Below are 17,227 nucleotides of genomic sequence, written 5' to 3'. Positions count from 1 at the left end.
CGAAGGAGATGCAGTGACCACGCAGATCGTGATCCTCGCAGCCGGCATGGGGAGCCGGCTCGGGCGAAGCCTCCCCAAGCCGCTCACCGAGCTCAGCGACGGCCGCACCATCATGGGGCAGCAGTTCGACAACATCGAGCACGCGTTCGGCCGCAACGCCAGCGTGACGATCGTCGTCGGCTACAAGCTCGAGCACATCATCGAGGCGTTCCCGCAGGCGTCCTTCGTATACAACGAGGAGTACGACCAGACGAACACGTCGAAGTCGCTCATGCGCGCCCTGCAGGCCTCGCAGCCCGGCGGCGTGCTCTGGATGAACGGCGACGTCGTCTTCGACCCGCGGATCCTCGACCGGGCCCTGCCGTTCATCGCGCGCGACCAGTCGTTCGTAACCGTCAACACGGCCAAGGTCTCCGACGAAGAGGTGAAGTACACCACGAGCGCCGAGGGCTACATCAAGGAGCTCTCCAAGACCGTCAAGGGCGGGCTCGGCGAGGCGGTCGGCATCAACTACGTCTCCAGCCGCGACAAGGCGACGCTGCTCGCGCATCTCGCGCGCGTGGGCGACCAGGACTACTTCGAGCGCGGCATCGAGCTCGCGATCGACAAGAACGGCATGCTCGTCGAGCCGATGGACGTGTCCGACCTCTACGCGGTCGAGATCGACTTCGCCGAAGACCTGGAGCGCGCGAACCACTTCGTGTGACCTGCAGCGAATCCACAGCGCGAGAAGCGGATGCCACGCGGCATCCGCTTCTCGCATGTCGGGCGCCTGCGCGGCGGGCATCTACGATGATGAGCGTGATGAGCTACGCCGACACGCATCCGTTCTCGCGGACGCGGTGGTCGGAGTACCGGCATTCGCTCTGGCTCCTCACCACGCGCGACCTCAAGGTCCGGTACTCCACGTCGGCGCTCGGGTACCTGTGGTCGATCCTCGACCCGCTCGTCATGGCGGGCATCTACTGGTTCGTCTTCACGCAGGTGTTCCAGCGCCCGATCGGCACCGAGCCGTACATCGTGTTCCTGCTCGCCGCGCTGCTGCCCTGGATGTGGTTCAACGGCGCCGTCTCCGACTCGACGCGCGCATTCCTGAAGGATGCGAAGCTCGTCCGCTCGACCAAGCTCCCCCGGACGATCTGGGTGAACCGCATCGTGCTCTCCAAAGGCATCGAGTTCGTGCTCTCGCTTCCGGTGCTCGCGCTGTTCGCGATCCTGTTCGGCGCCGAGGTCGGCTGGGGCCTGCTCTGGTTCCCGCTCGCGATCGTGTTGCAGGCCGCACTGACGGCCGGGGTCGGGCTCGTCATCGCCCCGCTCGTGGTGTTCTTCCGCGACCTCGAGCGTGCGGCCAAGCTCGTGCTGCGCTTCCTGTTCTACGCCTCGCCCATCGTCTACGGCACGACCAACCTGCCCGAGCAACTGCACTTCTGGGCGGCATTCAATCCGCTCACGGGCATCTTCGGCCTCTATCGTGCGGCGTTCTTCCCCGACGAGCTCGACTGGTTCGCCGTCGCCGTGGCGGCCGCGATGTCGGTCGCGATCCTGGCGCTCGGACTCTGGGTGTTCCGCAGTTCCGAACGCCAGGTGCTGAAGGAGATCTGATGCCAGAGGCAGCCATCCGAGCCCATGACCTGGGGGTGCGCTTCCGGCGCAACCGGCGGGGCCGGCGGTCCTTCAAGGACCTGCTGTCGCGCAGCCGACGTCGCATCCGACCCGACGAGTTCTGGGCGCTGCGCGAGGTTTCGATCGACGTCCAGCCCGGCGAGGCGATCGGCGTGGTCGGCCGCAACGGGCAGGGCAAGTCGACGCTGCTCAAGCTCGTCGCCGGCGTGATGCTGCCCGACGAGGGCGCGGTGATCGTCAACGGCGGCGTCGCGCCGCTGATCGAGATCACCGGCGGTTTCGTCGACGACCTCACCGTGCGCGACAACGTGTACCTCACTGCGGGCCTGCACGGCATGACCCGCCCGCAGATCGACGCGAAGTTCGACGAGATCATCGAGTTCTCCGAGATCGGCGAGTTTCTCGACACCCCCTACAAGCACCTCTCGAGCGGCATGAAGGTGCGGATCGCGTTCGCGGTCATCTCGCAGCTCGAGGAGCCGATCCTGCTCGTCGACGAGGTGCTCGCCGTGGGCGACAAAGCGTTCCGCGAGAAGTGCTACAAGCGAATCGAGGAGCTGCTCGCCGGCGGCCGCACGCTGTTCTTCGTGTCTCACAATGAACGCGATCTCCGCCGGTTCTGCACGCGCGGGCTGTACCTCGACAAGGGCAGGCTCGTGCTCGACGCCCCGATCGACGACGTGCTCGAACGGTACAACGCCGAGTACGGCACGACGAAGTAGCCTCAGCCGGCCCGCGGTTGGTGCCGCGGGGCGGTCGTGATCGTACGACCCGACGGACTTCGCCATCGGATCACGCCATCGTGGTCCTGTCGCATGCGCCAGTTCGTGTGGTGCTTCAGGCGATGGTGCTTGCGGCAGAGGCACGCGAGGTTGTCGTGGTCGGTCGCTCCCCCGTGTTCCCACGATCGGGTGTGGTCGAGGTCGCTTCGCTCCGCCGGTGCCGTGCAGCCCGGGAACCGGCAGACACCGTCGCGGTCGCGGACGAGTCCGGCGAGGTCGGCGGGCACACGACGCGTCGTGCGACCGTAGCGCAGGGTCGCCCCGGTCTCGGGGTCGGTCAGCAGTCGGCGGAGGCTCGGAGCCAGGGCCGTGATGGCGGTCGCCGTCTCGATGTCGATGGGTTCTCCCTCGAGAGTAGCCGCCTGGTCACCGTGCCCGAGAAGCGTCAGCGCGGGCACGGTGAGGTGCACGACAGGCCGGACCGCACCGAGATCGCCCCGCGCGGGCCTCGCCGCGGGGTCGTCGATGCCGAGGAGCAGCGCGACCGCGGCATCGGCCGATCGCTGCGGCCGGGTGCGTTCGTCGCCCTCGGCGCGAGTCTTCGTGATCGCGTCGAGCCGGGCACGGATCGCGGTGGCGTGCTCGCCGGCACAGAGGACCGAGACCCAGGCTATTCCATCGGCCGCGGGCTCGATGACGACTCGCCGCTCGGTGACCGCACGAGCGCGACGTGCCTCGAGGGCCTCATCGAGGAATCGGTGGCCGAGCCGGCGGAGTGCGGCGCGGAACGCCGGCGGAGTCATCCGCCTCGCCCGCTCGAGCGCGGCTGCCGCGAACTCCGCCTGACGACCCTCGGGGACGAGATCGGCCGCGTCGGCCAGGTCGCGGATGTGCCGCACCGACACGTCGCCCGCCGCGAGCGCGGCGCCTGCGTCGGGGAAGCGGATCACCACCGTCTCGGCATCGCGCAACAGCATGTGCGCGGTGCGCTCGTGCACGCCCAGCGTGGTGGCGAGTTCGGCCGCGACCGAACGGGCCGCCCACTCCCGATTCTCCCGCTCGGTCCGCGACGCGTGAGCTTCGACGACGAGTGCGGCGTCATGAGCCTCGTGGATGGCCGCGTACTGCTCGGACTGCAGGCCGCGGATCGCTCGCTCGAGTTCGGCGACGCGTTCCAGCGCCGCAGCGAGTCGGGTCTCCGGGTCCATGCGCTCATCAGACCACGACCCGCTGACACTGCGAATACACCCAATGATCAGGACTTTTCACTGTGAATAACGCCCTGCAGAGCGCGACTGTGGAGGAGGAGTCGAACACCCGCCCGCACTGCGCGACCGGCGACGCGACACCGCGTCAAGCCCCCCGGCCGGATCCCGCGTCCCAGCGAGCTTCACATCCGATCCCCCTAGGATCATCGGCATGTCCGATCGCGTCCACCGCATCACGTCGATGGGATCCGGCGCGCCGCACGAGGGCGAGCCGCACGACAACCACGGGCCCGCCGGCCCGGGCTCGGACCCCGCCGATCGGGCCGCCGGCCTGGAACGCGGCTTCGACCGGCTCCTCGCAGTCCAGCGCCCCATCGTGATCGCGCACCTGCGCAGCATCCGCCGCAACCATCCGACCGCAACGCCCGACGAGCTCGTGCGCATCCTCGAACGCCGCTACCTCACGGCCGTCACGACGGGCGGCGCCGCCGTCGGCGCCACCGCGGTCGTCCCGGGCATCGGCACGGGCGTCACGCTCGCGCTCTCGGGCGTGGAGACCGCGGGCTTCCTCGAGGCCACGGCCCTGTTCGCGCAGTCCGTCGCCGAGGTGCACGGCCTGCACATCGAGAACCCCGACCGGGCCCGCGCCCTTGTGATGACGCTGCTCATGGGTCGCGAGGGCGTCGACCTCGTACGCCAATTCGCGGCGCAGGCCGGCGGCGCCGGCGTCAGCCGCAACGCCTACTGGGGCGAGGTCATCACGAGCGGCCTGCCGAAGGCGGTCATGGGCACGGTCGTCGACCGGCTGCGCCGCCTCTTCATCAAGCAGTACGCCGTACGCGGCAGCGCGGGCATCATCGGGCGCGCGATCCCCTTTGGCATCGGCGCCGCGATCGGCGGCGTGGGCAACCACGTGCTCGGCCGTCGCGTGATGCAGCAGTCGCGGATCGCATTCGGTGCGGCCCCACCGTCGCTGCCCATCGAACTCGAGCCGCGCCAACCCGGCGAGCCGGCCGGGGCGCGCGCCCTCCGGCGCGGCTCGGCGATCAGCACGGCCGTCATCACGGCCTCGAGCCGCGGCCTCCGCTCGGCCGGGCGGGCGATCGGCCGCCGACGCGACGATCGCGAACGCGACAGCGATCGCGGTCAACAGGACGAGCTCGACGCCACACCCTCGACCGCGAACCCGCCCGAGAACCCGCCCGAGCCGCCGCCCGACACGAGCCCCTAGTCCACCTCGAGCTCGTCGGACTGCTCGGCCGCCTCGCCCTCGGCGTCATGGTCGTCGATATCGGGGTCGGTCGCGTGCAGCGCCGCGAACCGCTCCCATTCGGCCATGAGGTGGTCGACCGCCTCGTGGAAGCGCGCCGTGGTCACCCCCGGCGTCGTGTCGCCGAAGTACCGTTCGACCCAGTACCCGAGCCTGCCGAGCGCGGCCGCGTCGTGCGTGACCTCGTCGACGCGGGCGCACATCGTGTCGCCGTCGGCGGCGTCGAGCCACTCGCACGCCGACAGGTAGCCGCCGGTGTCGATCTGGGCGTCGGGATTCACGGGCCGCGTGACGAGCAACGGCTTGCCGGCCGCGAGCCGGTCGTAGACCATCGCCGAGATGTCGACGATCGCGACGTCGGCGGCCGCGAGCTGCCAGCCGAGGTCGGGACCCGTGTCGACGATGTGGTGCGCCGTCGCGTCGGCCCCGTTCGATTGTTCGAGCATCCGCATGATCTCGCGGTTCGCGGCGCCGTAGTCGTGGTCGACCACGCCCGACCGCGGGTGCGGCCGGTAGATCACGCGGTGCCGCCCGGTCGCGATGAGGGCACGGACGAGCTCGACGCCGTGCGAGGCGATCGACCCGTACGCCGCGGCGCCCCGGTCGCCCTCCCACGTCGGCGCGTAGAGCACCACATCGCGATCGTCGGACGGGTAGGGCAGGGGCCGCCCGTCGAGGTAGTGGTCGGCCTGCGGGCGGCCGATCGGGATGGCGCGCTTGTCGAAGTCGTAGTCCCACAGCACCTTCTCGAGGCGCGCCCGCGCGGCATCCCCCGCAATCAGGGCGTAGTCGTACGCCTTGAACTGGTTCGTGGTCATGTACATCTTGTCGGACTCGCCGTGGTTGATGAACACGTGCCAGCGGCGGCCGTAGCGCATCATCTGGAAGTTCTTGGCGTTCTGGTTGACGTAGAACACGATGTGCAGGTCTTGCTCGTGGATCACGCGCTCGAGGTCGGCGACGCGGCGCACGTACGCGACCGGCAGCGGCGATTCGTCGAGGAGCGCGAGGGCCGCCCCCGAGGCGCGGCTGAGGATGAGCACCGGATGGCGCTGCGCGAGCTCCGCGAGCGGCTTGTACCACTGGCGCAGCTGGTAGAGGTTCACCTTGCCGTCGGCGAAGTACACGCCGATGCGGTACTGGTGCGGCTCGGGCGGCAGCACCTCGGCCAGCTGCCGCTGGGCGCGGCGCGACCGGGCGACGTTCTGGACCAGCTTCACGGCGCGGCGCGCGTCTCTCCTCAAACCCACCGTCCAAGGGTAGCCGTCGCCCGCGGAGCCCGTGGAGCGCGCGGTGCCCGCCGGCTGGCTCAGATGACGGGCGGTCGCCCCGCGAGCGTCATCCGCCAGACGGTGCTCCAGCGGAGCGGATGGCGCGGCCCCGGGTCTTCGCGCCAGCCGGCGCGCCATCCGCCGAACCATGCCCGCAGCGCCGCAGGGTCACGGAACCAGCGGAGCACCTGGATCGCCGTCCACGAGCCGACGTAGAGCGGCACGAGCACTGCTGGGAGGTTCCGGCGCGCGAGCCAGACCCGGTTCCTGGCGTTGAGCCGGTAGTAGTAGGCGTGGCGGGCGGGGTCGATGACCGGATGCGCCGCCTCGAGGTCGCCCGCGTACCAGGCGCGGTGCCCGGTGTCCCACACGCGCCACGCGAGCTCGATGCCCTCGTGCGCGTAGAAGAACGGGTCGGCCCAGCCGCCCGTCGCGTCGAACACGGCGCGGGGCATGAGGACCGCGCCCTCCCAGCACGAGAACACGTCGCTGGAGTGCGCCGGGTCGCCCTTGCGGATGCGCGGGATCCACCGGCGGGGTGCGGTGAGGCCGGTCGGGTCGACCACGCGCGGCTGCACGAGCCCGAGGTCGGGGTGCGCGTCGAGCAGGCGGCATCCGTCGGCGAGGAAGGTCGCACTCGGCAGGAACGCGTCGTCGTCGAGGAAGAACAGCACCTCGCCCGCGACGTGCGGCACGCCGCGGTTGCGGCCGGCCGGGATGCCGAGGTTCTCGGGCAGGTGCACGGTGCGCACCTCGGGCGGCAGCGGCGGCTCGGCGGTCGCGGGATCCCATCCGTTGCCGACGCAGGCGACGTCGACCTCGACGCCGACCTGGTCGAGCACGCTCCGGATGCCGCGCGCGAGCTCCTCGGGTCGCCGCCCCATCGTCAGGACGACCACGCCGACGCGCGGGAGCGCCGGTGCGGGCGTGGGCGCCGGCGCCGGGGCGTCAGGAACGGACACGGCGGGACGCCATGATCGCGACGAAGTGGCCGACGAGCGCGAGGGCGGCCAGCGGCAGCAGCACCGCGACCACGGCGCGGTCGACGAGCGGCTGGCCGGCGAACAGGCCGACGACCGCCGCGGCGAACGCGATGAGCGTCAGCTCGACCGAGTGGTACAGGCGGTGGAACGGCACGAACCGCGCGGCGCGGCGCAGCGTGGCGATGAGGCCGCCGCGCGGCGCCGTCTCGCCGTGCGTGTCGGCGAGCTTGGCCAGCCCGGCGTTCGCGCGGGCGACGTGCACCATGTCGTTCAGCGCCTTGTTGAGCACGATGATGAGCGCGAGCATCGCGCCGACCGTCGTCCACAGGAAGTCGGCGGGGAACTCGAGCGGGTAGGCCGCGGCGCGGATGCCGAGCGCCAGCGGGATGAGCGCCTCGGTCGAGTAGTGGCCGACCTTGTCGAGGAAGACGCCGGCCGGGCTCGACGTGCGCCGCCAGCGGGCGACCTCCCCGTCGCAGCAGTCGACGAGCATCTGCAGTTGGCCCAGCACGACCGCGAGCAGCGCGCCCCAGATGCCGGGGATGAGCAGCGCGGCGGCGGTCGACCACCCGACGAGGATCATGAGGCCGGTGACGCCGTTGGCCGAGATCCGCGTGCGGAGGAGCAGCCAGGTGAGGTACGGCGAGAGGTTGCGCAGGTACAGCGACGCGGTCCAGTGCTCGGCGTTGCGCCGGCCCCGCACCTCGGGCGGCTGGGTCACGGCGCGGAGTTCGGCGATGCTCGTCGGCTTGCCGCGATCGGGCTCGGTCTGCGTCATGCTCACCTTCCCGTGTGGGTCGCGATGTTGCTCGTGAGCGACAGGTAGCCGAGCACGAAGCCGGTGCCCCAGGCCACGTGGATGCAGGGCAGTACCACGAGGAACCAGCCCGCGGTGCCCGGTCCCCGCCCGCGAGCGTACACGAGCGTCGCGACCACGACGAAGAGGAGGTAGACGGCGGGCACGATGAAGCCGAGGAGCAGCCACGGCGCCGCGCCGAGCGCCAGCTGCACGAGGCCGGCGACGCCGAGCAGCGTGCCGAGCACGACGCCGACGACCATCGCCGGCGGGACGAAGTAGCGGAGGCCGTTGGCGGCGGGGAAGCGCCGCGCGAGCTCGCCGCGCCACAACCCCGTGGAGAACATCTGCCGTGCGAGGCGTTCGACGCTCGACCGCGGACGATAGGTGACCGCGAGCTGCGGAGTGAACCACACCGTGCCGCCCGTGGCGCGGAGGCGGCGGTTCAGCTCCCAGTCCTGCCCGCGCTTGATGGTCTCGTCGAAGAGGCCGACGCGCTCGAGCGCGCTCTTGCGGAAGACGCCGAGGTAGACCGTCTCGACGGGGCCCTCCGTGCCGCCGACGTGGAACGCCGAACCGCCGAGGCCGACCGGGGTCGTGTAGGCCAGCGCGACCGCGCGCTCGAAGGATGTCTCGCCGCGGGCGTCCATGATGCCGCCGACGTTGTCGGCACCGGTGCGCACGAGGGTCTCGACGGCGGTGCGCGCGTAGTCGCGCGGCAGCATCGAGTGGGAGTCGACGCGGATGACGACGGGGTGCGCGGCGGCGCGGATGCCGATGTTCAGGCCCGCCGGCGTGGAACCCACCTCGTTCTCGAGCACGCGCACGCGCGCGTCGCGCGCGGCGAGGTCGGCCACGAGCTCGGTCGTGCCGTCGATCGAGGGACCGAGCGCGATGAGCACCTCGACGGGGCCGTCGTACTCCTGGTCGAGGATGGATTCGACCGCGGCCCGCACGTGCGAGGCGTCGTTCAGCACGGGCATGACGTAGGAGATGCCGATCGGCGGCGACAGGTCCGCCGGGTGGTGCTGCTCGGGCATGTTCCTCATTCGTGCACAGGGTCGATCGAGCCTAGCAGCCGGGTGCCGCGCAGGCCGCGGGCGGCACGGCGACGGGCGGCACGGCGACGGGGGCCGGCCCGGTGCGGGACCGGCCCCCGTCGGAAGGGAGCGTGCGAGCGGTCAGCCCTCGAAGGTCCCGAGGGTGACGGTCGCGGTCTGCGACTCGCCGTCGCGGGTGAAGGTCACCTCGGCCTCGGCGCCGCCGGGCAGCGCCCGGACCTGCGCGGTGAGGTCGGTCTGGTCGCTGATCGGGATGCCGTTCAGCGCCGTCACCACGTCGCCCGACTGCAGCCCGGCGGCCTCCGCTGCGCCGCCCGCGCTGACCTCCGAGATCAGCGCGCCGACGGTGTCGCTCTCGCCGCTCGCCTGCGCCGACGTCACGGTCGCGCCCAGCAGGCCGTGCGTGGCCGCACCGGTCTCGATGATCTCCTCCGCCACGCGCTGGGCGAGGTTCGAGGGCACCGCGAACCCGACGCCGATGTTGCCGGCCTCGCCCGAGGCGCCGCCCGTCGAGAGGATCGCGACGTTGATGCCGATGAGCTTGCCGTCGGAGTCGAGCAGCGCGCCGCCCGAGTTGCCCGGGTTGATCGCGGCATCCGTCTGGATGACCGGGATCGAGATGAGCCCGCCGCCCTGCGACTGCTCCTGGCCGGGCTCCTCGCCGTCGTAGTTCCAGAAGTCGAACGGGCTCTGCTGCGAGTCCTCGCCCTCGCCCTGGTCCTGGCCGTCGTCGGGCGTCGTCGGCGCCGCGGACGACTCGACGTCGATGCTGCGGTTGAGCGCGCTCACGATGCCGTCGGTCACGGTGCCGGAGAGGCCGAGCGGCGCGCCGATGGCGATCGCGGTGTCGCCCACGTTGAGCTCGTCGGAGTCGGCGAACTCGATCGGCGTGAGGTCCGAGGCATCCACGAGCTTGATGACCGCGAGGTCGCTCAGCGGGTCGGTGCCGATGAGCTCGGCCGAGTACAGCCGGCCGTCGTTCGTCTTGACCTGGATGGTCGGGTCGCCCGTAGCGCCGTCGAGCGTGACGACGTGCGTGTTCGTCAGCACGTAGCCGTCTTCGGACAGGATGACGCCGGAGCCCGTGCCCTGACCCTGCCCGCCGGCGACCTCGATGGTCACGACGCTCGGGCTGGCCGAGGCGGCGACCGCGGTCACCTGGTTCACGGACTCGGTGTCGTTGACGACGATGCGCTCGGCACCGGCCGAGGTCTGCGTCGTCGTGTCGTCGTCGCCGCCGGTCACGAGCGCGGTGACGCCGGCGCCCGACGCACCGCCGATCAGGGCGGCGGCCACGATCGCGGCCGCGACGCCGAAGCCCACGCGGCGCTGCTTCGCCGGCGCGGGGGCCGGTGCAGCGGATGGCGCGGCGGGCCCGCCGAACGCGGGCGGCACGTTGCCCGACCCGCCGGCGGCCGCGTACGGCGGTGCCGCGGAGGGCGCCGTCGGGGCGGCGCCGGCGGCCGTGCCGGCGAGCGGGGTGGTCGCCGCGGTCGGTGCGCCCTGGCCCGCGGCCGGTGCGGCGGCGGGCTCGTGGCGGTACTGGCCCGCGACGTATGGCTGCGGGGCCTGGCCCGGCGTGTAGACGGTGCCCGTGGGGCGCGGCGCGGCGGGCTCGGCCGGCGCGGGCGCTGCCGCTGCGGGCTCGGCCGGCGCGGACGCGACCGGTGCGGGCGCGGCGGGCTCAGGTGCGGCCGGCGCAGCGGGCGCAGCCGGCGCAGGCGCAGCCGCCTCGGGGGTGGTGGTCTCCGGGCGGGCCTCCGGGTCCTGGTCGTGCCCGCCGGTGGTGGTGTCGGTCATCTGTCGCTCCCTTCCAGCGAAGCCAGCATCGCCCTGCAAGCTGTGCGGCGCGTCGGCGGTTTCTATGTCCTGGCTGTGCCGGTGCCGGGAACCGGCCGGGCGCCCACGCAAGCGTAACGGCCGGACTGTGACGTACGGTGTGAGCGTGGACCGCACCTCCTCCCCCCGGCTGGCGCCCTGGCAGCGCACGGCGGCCGGCGCCGGCCTGCTCGCTCCCGACGGCACCGTCGCCGCGACGGTGTTCGCCGAGATGAGCGCGCTCGCGATCTCGACGGGCGCGATCAACCTCGGCCAGGGCTTCCCCGACGAGGACGGCCCGCGCGAGGTGCTCGACGCCGCGCGCGAGGCGATCGCGACGGGCGTGAACCAGTACCCGCCGGGTCCGGGCATGCCGGTGCTCCGCGAGGCGATTGCGCGCCACCAGCACCGCTGGTACGGCCTGTCGGTCGATCCGATGCGCGAGGTCCTCGTCACCGCGGGCGCGACCGAGGCGCTGGCCGCCACGATCCTCGCGTTCGTCGACGACGGCGACGAGGTGATCACGTTCGAGCCGTCGTACGACGCCTACGCGGCGCTCGTCGCGCGCGCCGGCGGCATCCACCGCACGGTTCCGCTCCGGTTCCCGGACTGGCGGCCCGACCTCGACGAGCTGCGCGCCGCCGTGACCGACCGCACTCGCATCATCCTCGTCAACTCGCCCCACAACCCGACGGGCGCCGTCCTCGACCGCGAGGCGCTCGAGCTGGTCGTCGAGCTCGCGCACCGCCACGACGCGCTCATCGTGACCGACGAGGTGTACGAGCACCTCGTCTTCGACGGCGTGCACACCCCGCTCGCGACCGTGCCGGGCGCGTGGGATCGCACCATCTCGATCTCCTCGGGCGGCAAGACGTTCAACACGACCGGATGGAAGATCGGCTGGGTCACGGGCCCCGCCGACCTGGTCACCGCCGTGCTCGCGGTCAAGCAGTACCTCACGTTCGTCAACGGTGCACCGTTCCAGCCCGCGATCGCCGTCGGACTCGACCTGCCCGACTCGTTCTTCGCCGCCGCGGCCGCCGCACTCGCCGCCAAGCGCGACCTCCTCGTCGCCGGCCTCGACGCGGCGGGCTTCGCGACATCCGTGCCATCCGCCGGCTACTTCGTGGTGGCGGATGCCGCGGCCCTCGGCGAGACGGACGCGCAGGCGTTCTGCCGCGACCTGCCCCGGCGCGCGGGCGTGGTGGGCGTGCCGGTCAGCGCGTTCGTGCACCCGGAGCGGCGGGATGCGGTGCGGAGCCTTGTGCGGTTCGCGTTCTGCAAGCGGCGCGAGGTGCTCGAGGAGGCCTCGTCGCGCCTCGCGGCGCTCAGCCCTGCGCCGGGGGCGCCGTCCGCTCGGTGACCGCGAACCGGCGCAGCGCGAGCGCCGGGTTGAGACGGCGCACCGCGGCGATGCGCTCCGTGGAGAGCCACGCGATCGCGACGTCCTCCTGCTCGCCGACGGTGGCGAGCTCGACGCCCATCGGGTCGACGATCATGCTGTTGCCCGCCCCGACCGGCGGCGCGTGGTCGGCCGCGACGACGTAGGCGGTGTTCTCGAGGGCGCGCGCCGTCGTGAGGGTGCGCCAGTGCGCCTCCTTCAGCGGACCGCGCACCCACTCGGCCGGCATGCAGATCACGTCGGCGCCAGCGTCGACGATGCGGCGGGCGACCTCGGGGAACCGCACGTCGTAGCAGGTCTGCAACCCGAAGCGGATGTCGCCGACCGCGAACGTCTCGGGATCGGCGATGTCGCCGGGGGCCACCCACTCCGACTCGCGCTGCCCGAACGCGTCGTACAGGTGCAGCTTGCGGTACCGGGCGACCACGCCGTCGCCGGGCGCGATCGCGACGACCGTGTTCGCCACGCGCCGCTCCCCCTCGAGCCGCTCGATCATGCCCGCGACGAGGTGCACGTCGAGCCGCGCCGCGAGTTCGGCGAGCGCCGCCGTGAACGGTCCGTCGACGGGCTGCGCCGCGGCGAGCCAGTCCTCGCCGGGCGTCGGCGTGAACCAACTCGAGTACTCGGGGAAGACGACGACGCGCGCCCCGCGGGCGGCCGCTCGCTCCGCCAACCGGCCGATCGAGGCGAGGTTCGCGTCGGCGTCGTCGCCGGGGGCGAACTGCGCCGCGGCGACCGCGAGCTCCGTGCCATCCGTCTGCATGCCCTCAGCCTAGGTCTCGGCGTGGACGTGCGGCGTCGATGCGCCCGGAGTAGATTCGGCGGCGAACCGAGCACGATCACCATGGCGACTGAAGCGGCCTGTCTCCTCATCGCCGACATCTCCGGCTACACCGGCTACCTGTCGGGCGTGGAGCTCGACCACGCCCAGGACATCCTGGCCGACCTGATCTCGACGATCGTCGGCGGCCTGCGTCCGACCTTCCGGCTCGCCAAGCTCGAGGGCGACGCGGCCTTCGCCGTCGCGGTCGGCGAGCAGATCGACGGGTCGATCCTCTTCGACACGATCGAGCAGTGCTACTTCCGGTTCCGGCGGCGGCGCCGCGACATCCGCCAGGCGACCTCATGCCCGTGCAATGCCTGCGTGCACATCCCCGACCTCGACCTGAAGTTCGTCGTGCACCACGGCTCGATCCTGCGGCAACGCGTGGAGGGCAGCGACGAGCTCGTCGGGCCCGACGTCATCCTGGTCCACCGGCTGCTGAAGAACCACGTCGTCGCCTCGACCGGGATCGGGGCCTACGCACTGTTCAGCGAGCAGTGCGTCGACGCGATGGACGTCGACGTGGTCGCACTCGGGCTGCAGCCCGCCGACGAGGCGTACGACATCATCGGGACCGTCACGGTGTGGGTCCACGACCTCGAACGACGCTGGCGCGAGGAGGAGGCCCGGACGCACATTGCGGTCGGCGAGGCGGACGAGCGCCGGCACCTCGAGCTGACGACGTCGGCGCCCCCGCAGGTGGCGTGGGAGTACTTCACGATGCCGGGCCGCCGCCTGGCGTGGCAGCAGGGGCTGACCGCGCTCGACGTCGAGGCCGTGGGCAACCGCCGCGGCGTCGGCACGATCACCCACTGCCAGCACGGCACCGGATCGGTCCTCGAGGAAGTACTCGACTGGCGCCCGTACGAGTCCCTGACGGTCCGTTCCACCATGGCGACGCCGCTCGGTCCCATCCGGCTCCTGACCACGACGGAACTCGAGCCGGCTCCCGACGGCGGGACGATCGTCCGCTACCGGATCGGGTCGCCGCGGACCGCCCGGGAACGGATCATCCTGCGGCTGGTCGCGTCCCGCCTCGACGCCTCGCTCCGGGCGGGCGCGGCTCGCCTCGCGGAGCAACTCGAGGCCGAGCCCGCGGAGCCTCCCGGGGCTGCCGAACCCGCGCTCCCGCAGGTGCGACCGGACGGACCCCTCGCCGGCCTGACGTGACGCCGCCCGCGTTCAGCGGCCCGTTCGTCGGCCGCGCCCCCTCGCAGGCGAGCCGATCATGATGCGGATCAGGATCACGGCCTGCACGACGGCGGCGATCACGGTGCCCACGATCGCGACGACGAACAGCACGCGCGTGAGCAACTCCCAGTCGAATCCGGAGTCGGGGAACGCGAACGGGAACACGTCCCAGAAGCGAACCAGCGTGATCACCGCGATCACGGAGGTGAGGAGATCTCCGGCAGCCCGGATCCAGCGACGGTCGAAGACCAGGTCCACGAGGTTCACGCCCGCGCCCACGATCAGCCCGAGGTTCACGAGCGGGAGCACGTCGACCATGTCCTCGGTGAGGAACGGCACCACCCGCCACGTCGGCCACACGTTCACGAGCAGGAACAGGACGACGTTCACCACGACCGCGACGGCGTAGCCGAACCTTCGCCCGGCAGGGCCGGGTGCCGCCCGCCGCGACGGACCGGGCTGCGGCTGATCGGTGGACATGCCACCAATGCTGGCGGCCCGCGGCGTCAGCGGGACGGGACAAGGTCCCGGGGTCTCGACGCGATCTCGATGTCGTCGCGGCGCCGGGACGTGGAGATGTTCGGCCGGACCTGCCTCTTCCGCGATCAGTACGCCGGGTCGACGATAGGGGTTGACTCCAACGAGCAGATTCAAGGGAGGACCGAATGGATCGGATCTTCGAGGCGGGCGAATACTTCACCGTGCCCGACGGGACCGATGTCAGCGCCTTCCTGAATGGCACCGACGTCACACAGAAGGATCTGCCGTGGGAAGCCCTCGGCGACGTGAGCATCGCATCCGGGCGAATACGGGCGGGCGTTCACTCGTGGGTCCATGTCCATCCGGTCGTCACGCAGGTGACCTATGTCGTCGGCGGACAGCTGACGGTCCGGATGAAGGATGTCGGCGAGCCAGACTTCTACGACAACACGATCACCTCCGGTCAGGCCGTCGTCGCACGACCCGGCACGCTCTTCCAGCTGCGCAACAACGCCGATCTCGACGCGTCCGTGCTCTACATCGTTTCGCCGTCGTACGTCTTCCTCATGACGGGCGAGGACGTCGAGTACGACGATGCGATGCTCGTCACGCGGACCTGGGAGGAGTTGCTCGAACAGGACTACCAGCTGCCGCAGTTGAGCATCGATCTGACTGACGTCTGGGCGAGACGTGACGCCGCGCGCCGATCATTGAAGCTGATGAAGGAACGCAGTGGCGGCCAGAACCAAGCGAAATAGCCGCTCGACATGACTGCAGCCGTGCCGTACAGGATCGCACGGCCCGCGCATGGTCGCGACCGCGAATTGGTCGCTCAGCGGTTCACCCCTCCGCGGCGAGGCGACAGAGCGAAGGCCCGGTCAGAAATTGCTTCTGACCGGGCCTCACTTGGTTGCGGGGGCAGGGTTTGAACCTACGACCTCTGGGAGCTTTCCGGGGGCTTCTCGGGGCTCCGGATCTGTGCGGGAATCCTTGGAATCGCTTGGAGAATCAAGGGAACCGGGTGGCTTCCGGCCGTCAGCCTCTCGGAGTGGATCGGGCTATTCGGAGATCGTTTGCGATGGGTAAATGATGGCCGATCGGAATGCCGACGGGGCGATCAATCGGAGCCTGACGCGAGCCAGAATGGCACGGAGGCCACGGCGATCGCCGCGATCCAGAGCTGGATCGCGATTGGCACGGATCGCCGCACGATGCCGCTGCCGAATCGGGTCACGATGCCCTGCAGCCACACGCGTGTGCGGTCCCGGGCGACGAGGCCGACGACCAGCAGGACCAGGCAGGGTAGGCAGTAGACGACGGTGTAGCCCGCGAACACGGCCAGGCCCTGCCAGACGGGGATGCCGGAATCCACGATGCGTTCGATCGCGATGAAGTATACGGGAACGCGTTCGGCAGGTCCGCCGCGGTGATCAGTACCCCGAACGGCAGCGCGGTGGCCGGCCGGAACCACTCGGGCAGGGTGATCGGGCGTCGCGGGCGGTCGTGCAGCCGACGGATGCCGGCGACGGCGAGCCCCACGGCGGCGGCGCCGAACGCGATGAAGCGCAGCACGGTGAGCACCCCGTCGATCGTGCCGGCTGCGGCGCCGGCGCTGAGTTACAGCACCGAGCCGAGGGCGAACACGGTAAGCGCGGCACCGGTGACGGCGGCCATCGCGGTCAGCCCGGGCCGTTTCGGTGCGGCGAGCAGGATGAGCGTGACGGAGAGGATCGTGGCCGGATTGAAGGAGTCGAGCACGGCCAGCCCGGCGATGCCGAGCAGCAGTGCCGGGCTCACGACCGTTCGGTTGTCGGATCGGCGAGCAGGGCGCGTTCGAGGGCGCCGAACGACTCCGCCGTGCCCGGCGGCTCGAGACCGGCGAGGGCGTTCATCGCCAGCCCGTCACCCACCAGCCGGATGATCCGCGCCCGGACCGGGTCGCCGACCTCCTCGGCGATCATCCGCTCCCACCGCTCCGTCGCCTCCGCGGCCGACGCAAGCGTCTCGACGCCGGGAGCATTCAGCGCGCGGTGCGCGACCGCCATGGCACGGAACAGCTCGAGATCCTCACCCGCCGGAACCGACAGCCGCAACCACGCCGAGGCCGGCGAACCGGATGCCGCGGCCGTCCGCATCGCCGCGTCGACCTCCTCGAGCGCCTGCCGAGCCAACCCGTCGACCAAGGCCGCACGGGTCGGGAAGTGATGGATCAGCCCACCCTTCGACACCCCGGCCGCCTCGGCGATCGCGTTCAACGACGGCACCACGCCGCGCTCGAGGGTGAGCCGCCTGGTCTCGGCGATGATCCGTTCGCGCAGGTCCACGAGGCCATTCTCGCACACCGACCGACCACCCGGTCGGTGCACCGTTCGAGGCTTCGTTCCGCTTGGCACGAAGGATGACGCGCGTCGACCCGAGCCCGCCTCTCAGGCGAGATCGAACGCGCCCCGCTCATGACGTACGACACGGTGCTCTGCGAGACACCGGCACGCTTCGCCACGTCGCTCGCCGTCACCATGGGCCACCTCCGCTGCACATTCCAGAGAACATCGATTCGCATCGATTACCGGCTCGCGGAT

General features: G+C 71.3%; 19 protein-coding genes. 7 read left to right on the top strand and 12 right to left on the bottom strand.

Annotation, left to right across the window (positions count from 1 at the left end; translation table 11 throughout):
- Positions 1 to 13 precede the first annotated feature (13 nt).
- The 3 genes from AC3RKB_RS14965 to AC3RKB_RS14955 all read left to right on the top strand — a co-directional run bounded on the left by AC3RKB_RS14965 (position 14) and on the right by AC3RKB_RS14955 (position 2,345).
- On the top strand, positions 14 to 706 hold the full coding sequence (locus tag AC3RKB_RS14965; RefSeq protein ID WP_491437051.1) for a phosphocholine cytidylyltransferase family protein: 693 nt from the start codon (positions 14 to 16) through the stop codon (positions 704 to 706).
- Between the two features lie 98 nt (positions 707 to 804).
- Entirely contained in the window at positions 805 to 1,602 is a 798-nt protein-coding gene (locus tag AC3RKB_RS14960) for an ABC transporter permease (RefSeq protein ID WP_491437857.1), read from the top strand.
- The gene (locus AC3RKB_RS14955; RefSeq protein ID WP_491437050.1) at positions 1,602 to 2,345 is read left to right on the top strand and encodes an ABC transporter ATP-binding protein; all 744 of its coding nucleotides are present in this window, start codon (positions 1,602 to 1,604) and stop codon (positions 2,343 to 2,345) included. The genes AC3RKB_RS14960 and AC3RKB_RS14955 overlap by 1 nt, the downstream gene beginning before the upstream one ends.
- Before the next feature lie 2 nt (positions 2,346 to 2,347).
- Here the strand turns inward: AC3RKB_RS14955 and AC3RKB_RS14950 are convergent, their stop codons facing one another.
- The gene (locus AC3RKB_RS14950; RefSeq protein ID WP_491437049.1) at positions 2,348 to 3,553 is read right to left on the bottom strand and encodes an HNH endonuclease signature motif containing protein; all 1,206 of its coding nucleotides are present in this window, start codon (positions 3,551 to 3,553) and stop codon (positions 2,348 to 2,350) included.
- Positions 3,554 to 3,764: 211 nt separating this feature from the next.
- Here AC3RKB_RS14950 and AC3RKB_RS14945 point away from each other — a divergent pair, with 211 nt between their 5' ends.
- Complete coding sequence (locus AC3RKB_RS14945) at positions 3,765 to 4,784, top strand: hypothetical protein (RefSeq protein ID WP_491437048.1); 1,020 nt, start codon at positions 3,765 to 3,767, stop codon at positions 4,782 to 4,784.
- Here AC3RKB_RS14945 and AC3RKB_RS14940 read toward each other — a convergent pair.
- From AC3RKB_RS14940 to AC3RKB_RS14920, 5 genes are all read right to left on the bottom strand, one after another.
- Complete coding sequence (locus AC3RKB_RS14940) at positions 4,781 to 6,073, bottom strand: CDP-glycerol glycerophosphotransferase family protein (protein WP_491437047.1); 1,293 nt, start codon at positions 6,071 to 6,073, stop codon at positions 4,781 to 4,783. The genes AC3RKB_RS14945 and AC3RKB_RS14940 overlap by 4 nt on opposite strands.
- 59 nt (positions 6,074 to 6,132) lie before the next feature.
- Positions 6,133 to 6,978 carry a glycosyltransferase family 2 protein gene (locus tag AC3RKB_RS14935; RefSeq protein WP_491437856.1) on the bottom strand — a complete coding sequence of 282 codons (846 nt, stop codon included), beginning with the start codon at positions 6,976 to 6,978 and terminating at the stop codon, positions 6,133 to 6,135.
- A 64-nt stretch (positions 6,979 to 7,042) separates the two neighbouring features.
- Positions 7,043 to 7,855: a CDP-alcohol phosphatidyltransferase family protein gene (locus AC3RKB_RS14930; protein WP_491437046.1), complete on the bottom strand. Its 813-nt coding sequence runs from the start codon at positions 7,853 to 7,855 to the stop codon at positions 7,043 to 7,045.
- Positions 7,856 to 7,857: 2 nt separating this feature from the next.
- On the bottom strand, positions 7,858 to 8,913 hold the full coding sequence (locus tag AC3RKB_RS14925; RefSeq protein ID WP_491437045.1) for a glycosyltransferase family 2 protein: 1,056 nt from the start codon (positions 8,911 to 8,913) through the stop codon (positions 7,858 to 7,860).
- Between the two features lie 141 nt (positions 8,914 to 9,054).
- Complete coding sequence (locus tag AC3RKB_RS14920; protein WP_491437044.1) at positions 9,055 to 10,734, bottom strand: S1C family serine protease; 1,680 nt, start codon at positions 10,732 to 10,734, stop codon at positions 9,055 to 9,057.
- A 145-nt stretch (positions 10,735 to 10,879) separates the two neighbouring features.
- Between AC3RKB_RS14920 and AC3RKB_RS14915 the strand changes: the two genes are divergently transcribed.
- The gene (locus tag AC3RKB_RS14915) at positions 10,880 to 12,115 is read left to right on the top strand and encodes a pyridoxal phosphate-dependent aminotransferase (protein ID WP_491437043.1); all 1,236 of its coding nucleotides are present in this window, start codon (positions 10,880 to 10,882) and stop codon (positions 12,113 to 12,115) included.
- On the opposite strand, the gene AC3RKB_RS14910 is transcribed toward AC3RKB_RS14915, so the two are convergent.
- Entirely contained in the window at positions 12,081 to 12,917 is an 837-nt protein-coding gene (locus AC3RKB_RS14910; protein WP_491437042.1) for a carbon-nitrogen hydrolase family protein, read from the bottom strand. The two genes, AC3RKB_RS14915 and AC3RKB_RS14910, sit on opposite strands and share 35 nt — an antisense overlap.
- 81 nt (positions 12,918 to 12,998) lie before the next feature.
- On the opposite strand from AC3RKB_RS14910, the gene AC3RKB_RS14905 reads away from it, so the two are divergent.
- Positions 12,999 to 14,147 (top strand): DUF2652 domain-containing protein, encoded by a 1,149-nt coding sequence (locus AC3RKB_RS14905; RefSeq protein WP_491437041.1) that lies wholly within the window; start codon positions 12,999 to 13,001, stop codon positions 14,145 to 14,147.
- A gap of 12 nt (positions 14,148 to 14,159) precedes the next feature.
- Here the strand turns inward: AC3RKB_RS14905 and AC3RKB_RS14900 are convergent, their stop codons facing one another.
- A complete protein-coding gene (locus AC3RKB_RS14900) occupies positions 14,160 to 14,648 on the bottom strand; it encodes a hypothetical protein (protein WP_491437040.1) in 489 nt (162 codons plus the stop codon).
- 185 nt (positions 14,649 to 14,833) lie between these two features.
- On the opposite strand from AC3RKB_RS14900, the gene AC3RKB_RS14895 reads away from it, so the two are divergent.
- Positions 14,834 to 15,406 carry a cupin domain-containing protein gene (locus tag AC3RKB_RS14895; RefSeq protein WP_491437039.1) on the top strand — a complete coding sequence of 191 codons (573 nt, stop codon included), beginning with the start codon at positions 14,834 to 14,836 and terminating at the stop codon, positions 15,404 to 15,406.
- Positions 15,407 to 15,765: 359 nt separating this feature from the next.
- On the opposite strand, the gene AC3RKB_RS14890 is transcribed toward AC3RKB_RS14895, so the two are convergent.
- The 4 genes from AC3RKB_RS14890 to AC3RKB_RS14875 form a co-directional block, all read right to left on the bottom strand.
- On the bottom strand, positions 15,766 to 16,020 hold the full coding sequence (locus tag AC3RKB_RS14890; protein WP_491437038.1) for a hypothetical protein: 255 nt from the start codon (positions 16,018 to 16,020) through the stop codon (positions 15,766 to 15,768).
- Positions 16,021 to 16,265: 245 nt separating this feature from the next.
- Positions 16,266 to 16,445: a hypothetical protein gene (locus AC3RKB_RS14885; RefSeq protein WP_491437037.1), complete on the bottom strand. Its 180-nt coding sequence runs from the start codon at positions 16,443 to 16,445 to the stop codon at positions 16,266 to 16,268.
- The gene (locus AC3RKB_RS14880) at positions 16,442 to 16,972 is read right to left on the bottom strand and encodes a TetR/AcrR family transcriptional regulator (RefSeq protein WP_491437036.1); all 531 of its coding nucleotides are present in this window, start codon (positions 16,970 to 16,972) and stop codon (positions 16,442 to 16,444) included. Before AC3RKB_RS14880 ends, AC3RKB_RS14885 begins: the two co-directional genes overlap by 4 nt.
- Positions 16,900 to 17,166, bottom strand: coding sequence for a LacI family DNA-binding transcriptional regulator (locus tag AC3RKB_RS14875; protein WP_491437035.1), 267 nt, complete (start codon positions 17,164 to 17,166; stop codon positions 16,900 to 16,902). The genes AC3RKB_RS14880 and AC3RKB_RS14875 overlap by 73 nt, the downstream gene beginning before the upstream one ends.
- Positions 17,167 to 17,227: the final 61 nt, after the last annotated feature.

The organism is Agromyces capsici, from assembly GCF_058349965.1.
The sequence above is the reverse complement of the archived record's forward strand: the minus strand, read 5'-3'. Positions and strand labels throughout refer to the sequence as shown.